This window comes from Mesorhizobium sp. M4A.F.Ca.ET.022.05.2.1, assembly GCF_003998845.1.
GTDB lineage: Bacteria > Pseudomonadota > Alphaproteobacteria > Rhizobiales > Rhizobiaceae > Mesorhizobium.
Window position 1 is genome coordinate 1 of sequence record NZ_RZOJ01000550.1, and the last position, 3,226, is coordinate 3,226.

At 68.4% G+C, this 3,226-nt stretch carries 3 protein-coding genes and 1 pseudogene; 3 read left to right on the forward strand and 1 reads right to left on the reverse strand.

The features are described 5' to 3' along the window. The 3 genes from EN745_RS32440 to EN745_RS32450 form a co-directional block, all read left to right on the forward strand. On the forward strand, positions 1–648 hold a 648-nt coding region (locus EN745_RS32440), incomplete at its 5' end, for an NUDIX domain-containing protein (protein ID WP_145992263.1). A gap of 21 nt (positions 649–669) precedes the next feature. Beyond that, complete coding sequence (locus EN745_RS32445; protein WP_127423137.1) at positions 670–1,653, forward strand: SPFH domain-containing protein; 984 nt, start codon at positions 670–672, stop codon at positions 1,651–1,653. A gap of 11 nt (positions 1,654–1,664) precedes the next feature. Next, the gene (locus EN745_RS32450) at positions 1,665–2,561 is read left to right on the forward strand and encodes a hypothetical protein (protein ID WP_127423138.1); all 897 of its coding nucleotides are present in this window, start codon (positions 1,665–1,667) and stop codon (positions 2,559–2,561) included. A gap of 165 nt (positions 2,562–2,726) precedes the next feature. Here the strand turns inward: EN745_RS32450 and EN745_RS32455 are convergent. Then, positions 2,727–3,226 (reverse strand): annotated as a pseudogene (locus EN745_RS32455) (RNA polymerase sigma factor); the annotation flags it as partial.

Consider the following 3,226-nt stretch of genomic DNA (forward strand, 5'->3'; position numbering starts at 1 on the left):
CTGCTGGGGCTGCGCGACGGCCGTCCCACGGTCCTGCTGCTCAAACGCGACCAGCATCCGCATGCGGGCCGCTGGGCGTTGCCGGGCGGCTTTGTCGGCATCGACGAGTCCCTCGATGCCGCTGCCGCGCGGGTGCTGCGCGAGAAGGCCGCAATCGAGGGTGCTCGCCTCGAACAGCTCTACACCTTCGGCGCGGTCGATCGTGACCCGCGCATGCGCATCATCAGCGCTGCCTATCTCGTTCTGCTGACCGAGACGGCCTTCGACGCGGCCGCGCGGGCGATGCCGGCTTTGCTGCCCGCCGCGATCCATGTGCCCTGGGCCGGCGAGGCCGGCGGTCCGGTCAACGTGCTGTCGCCGGACAACGAAAAGCTCACGCTCGCCTTCGACCACGCCGACATCCTGGCGATGGCGATGCTCAGGCTGCGCGGCAAGCTCGATTATTCCGACGTCGCCTTCGCGCTGCTGCCGGAACTGTTCACGCTGCGGCAGCTCCAGGATGTGCACGAGGCAATTCTGGGTACCGCGCTCAACAAGCCGGCCTTTCGCCGGCGGCTGCTCGACAAGGGCTGGTTGGCGGCGACCGGCGCCTTTGAGGCGGGCACCGCCTACCGACCGGCAGAACTTTACCGTTTCCAGCGTCCGTAATCGATTGAGGGAGAGACTACCATGGCCACCATCCGCAACTTCGGCTTCATCGCCCAGCTCCGCAGCGAGGCAAGCAGCCACGTCATCCGCTATCGCGATGGTCGCGTGAAGCAGAGCGGCCGCGGCCTGGTGTTCTGGTTCGCGCCGGAAACCGCCAGCATTGCCGAAGTGCCGATGGACGACCGCGAGATGACGCTGTTCGTCAAGGGCCGCAGCCAGGATTTCCAGACCGTGGCCGTGCAGGGCACGATCGGCTGGCATGTCGTTGATCCCGGGCGGCTGGCGGAGCGCGTCGATTTCAGCATCAATCTCAGGACTGGCAAGCCACAGGGCGAGCCGATCGAGAAGATACAGGCGCGCATCGCCGGCATCGCCAACCAGGCGGTGCAGCAATATCTCGGACAGGCGCCGGTCCGCGCGCTTCTCGACGCCGGCCCCGCCCCGTTGCGCGAACGACTGCAGGCGGTTGTCGCCGCCGACCCGGCGCTGATCGACATTGGCGTCGCCGCGGTCACCGTGCGGCTCACCAACCTCACCCCGACGAGCGAGCTCGAGCGGGCCTTGCAGACACCGACCTTCGAGGCGCTTCAGCAGAAGGCCGACGAAGCGACCTTCGAGCGTCGGGCGCTCGCCGTCGAAAAGGAGCGCGCCATCGCCGAAAATGAAATGGCGACCAGGACGGAACTGGCGCGGCGCGAGAAGCTGTTGATTGCCGAGGAGGCCGAAAACGCCCGCAACCGCGCCACCGGCGCGGCGGAGGCGCAGCAGGTCGAGGCGGCCGCCGAGGCGGAGCGCATCCGCACCGTCGAGGGCGCCAGGGCCGAGGCCGAGCGGCAGCGCATCGCCATCTACCGCGACCTGCCGCCCGCGATCCTGCTCGGCCTCGCCGCCCAGCAGCTCGCCGGCAAGCTGGAGAAGATCGAGCACGTCAACGTGACGCCGGACCTGCTCGCCACCGTGCTCGGCGAAATCCGCAAGAGCCCGGCGGTGATCGAGGCTCGTTGAGGGGGCGAACCATGGCGGCGAACCGACCCCGCGCGGTCTTCGTGACGCGCGAGACCGACTACGAGCTGCTGGTCGCGCGCCACGCGACGCGCGACCAGGCACGCTTCTTCCTGCAGACGCGCGGCCAGCGGCTCGAGGATGTCGAGGTCCGGCACGACAACTTCCATGCCGTGCTGGGCGCGGCACGGGCCTCGGTGCCGGCGGATTGGCGCCAGACCCTGGTCAAGCGCGCCGACCTCGACCGCTTCCTGTTCGCGGCCGACGACGTTGTCGTGCCGGTGGGACAGGATGGGCTGGTCGCCAATGTCGCGAAGTACCTCGACGGCCAGCCCGTGCTCGGCGTCAATCCGGCGCCGGATCTCTATGACGGTGTGCTGGTCCGCATCGGCGTCGGCCGGCTGGGCAAGCTGCTCGGCGCCAGCATAGCCGGCAATGTCGGCATCGAAGCGCGAACCATGGTTCAGGCCGAGCTCGACGGCGGCGAAACGCTCCTCGCGCTCAACGAGATCTTCGTCGGCCACCGCAGCCACCAGTCGGCCCGTTACCGGATCGAGGCCGGGGGCGAGGCGGAAAACCATTCCTCCAGCGGCCTCATCGTCGCCTCCGGCACCGGCGCGACAGGCTGGGCGCGCTCGATCATGGAAGCGACGCATCTCGACCTGTCGCTCGGCCGCGAAGAGCACGCGGTGGGCTTCTGGGTGCGCGAGCCGTTTCCGAGCGTGGCCACGACCACCAATTTGCGTGCCGGCAAGATCACCGAGAACCCGCTTCTCATCACATCGCGGATGAACGAGGGCGGCGTCATCTTCGCCGACGGCATCGAGCAGGATTTCATCGCCTTCGACTGGGGCAGGCAGGTCCAGCTGCAGCCGGCATCGCGGGCGCTACGGCTGGTCGTCGATCAGTGACCGACAGCATGCTGGCGCGAGGTGAATGCCGCCGCGTCGGAGCCAACCAGTTCGACGGGACGGCCTAGGGGCCGCCCCGCCTGCGTTGTCTTCCCGGTACGGCCTAGTGGCCCGATCCGGCATGCCCACCGACCTGTTCGGGCAGTGATGGCGCCTCGCTTCCGTTCAGTCGATCGGACGGATATTCGCATCCGCCAGGCTGTAGGGCGCGTAGCGGAAATCGCGGATAGCCGCGACCTCTTCGCCGCGCCACTCGACCAGCATGAAGCCGCGGACCGCGCCGTCCGGAGTCCGCGGATCGCGGATCAGGATCGCCGGCCGGCCGTCGACAAAACCGAGCGAGAGCACCCAATCGCTGACGCGGTCGTAATTGCCGAAATAGGTCGAGGCTTGCTTCTTGCCTCTGAGACGCGTGCGGTTGACGACTTCGAGCTGGATATCCTCGGCGATCAGCGCCCTGACGGCGTGGAAGTCGCGCGCGTTGAACAGGTCGACGTAGTGGCGCAGTCGCCGCTCGTCGTCGGCATCGAGCGCCGGCATGACGGCTTCTTCCGGCGCTGCTGCCAACGCCCTCAACTCGGCCCGCCCGCGATGCAGCGCCGCCTTGGTGGCGGCCAGCGTCGCGCCCGTCGCTTCGCAGGTTTCGGAAAGGCTGAGGCCGAGCA

Excerpts from the sequence above, each read along its gene's own strand:
- EN745_RS32445 (WP_127423137.1), top strand. The coding sequence starts at position 670 with ATGGCCACCATCCGCAACTTCGGCTTCATCGCCCAGCTCCGCAGCGAG.
- EN745_RS32450 (WP_127423138.1), top strand. The coding sequence starts at position 1,665 with ATGGCGGCGAACCGACCCCGCGCGGTCTTCGTGACGCGCGAGACCGAC.